General features: G+C 22.0%; 1 protein-coding gene. It reads left to right on the plus strand.

Features of this window, described 5'->3' with window-relative positions; genetic code table 4:
• The first annotated feature begins 153 nt into the window (after positions 1-153).
• On the plus strand, positions 154-1,137 hold the full coding sequence (locus BU00_RS0103605) for a hypothetical protein (protein WP_027121501.1): 984 nt from the start codon (positions 154-156) through the stop codon (positions 1,135-1,137).
• Positions 1,138-1,272: the final 135 nt, after the last annotated feature.

Below are 1,272 nucleotides of genomic sequence, written 5' to 3' on the forward strand. Positions count from 1 at the left end.
AAAAAATATTTTTTTTATAAATTTTTGGTAAAAAACGCACTTTTAAAAAGTAAAAGTGCGTTAGTATAATAAATTACTGAAAGTTTAAAATTAAAAACAACCTTTTATGTATAATTTATATATTACTAAACAGTAATATAATGAAAGGTATTTATGAAAAAATATTTAAAGAAATTTTTAGTTTTAGGTTCAGTATCACCTCTTTTTTATATAATAAGTTGTAATCAAAATAGTGTTCAAGAAAATAAACTTGAAGAAATTCTTGTTGAAGAAAATATATTAACTTTACCTGAAATTGATGAGAAAATTAAGCAAAATAAAATTAGAATTTTAGAAAAACAAAAACTTAGTGAAGCAGAATTAAAACAAGAAAAAGAGAACTTAAAACAAGAAATGTCTGCTTATACAAATAATGAAACAATTCAACAATTGTTTTTACAAATTGATACCGCGACAACAAAGCAACAAGTTTTAGATATTAAAACAAAGTTTCTAAAAGAAAAAGAAAAAATACAAGATTCAGAACAAAATACTGATTCAAATGTAACAGATAATAATCAAACTGAAAATAATACTAAAAAACCTAATAATACAGTAAATAATGAAGAACCTATTGATAGTACATCGAATAATGAACCAAAAGAATCAGAGCAAACAAATTCAACCGAGAATAATACAATACCTGATGATTTAAAACATATAACAAAAATAGAATATACTGGAACAGATGATGAAGATTCAAAATTTTATAATCTTAATGATCCACAGGAAATTTATAATAAATGAATAGAGTTAGAAAAATCTAATGATGAAGATTTTGAATTTGATAGACAAGATTTGATCAAAGAACCTGAATTCAATAGAAGAAAATATGCTTTAAGAAATTATTTTTTCATTAAAGACACAACTGCTGAATATGATTCTGTAAAAAGAAAAATTAAAAATGTAAAAATTGTTTTCGCTGAATTCGGAAATTCTGAAAAAGAATATATACTTACTGTTGATTTAATTTTTAATAACCTTTCTGAAGATAAAAATACAGTTATTGATAATTCTAATACTAATCCAAATGCAAGTAATGAAGAACCTAGTGAAGATGATTTAAATAATGTAGGAACAACTGGTTATAGTTCATAACTATACTAAAAAAAAGAATAAGAAAAAGCACATATTGTGCTTTTTATTTTAAACTTTCAGTAATTTATTATACTAACGCACTTTTACTTTTTAAAAGTGCGTTTTTTACCAAAAATTTATAAAAAAAATATTTTT

The organism is Mycoplasma leonicaptivi ATCC 49890 (assembly GCF_000622205.1).
Lineage (GTDB): Bacteria > Bacillota_I > Bacilli_A > Mycoplasmatales > Metamycoplasmataceae > Mycoplasmopsis > Mycoplasmopsis leonicaptivi.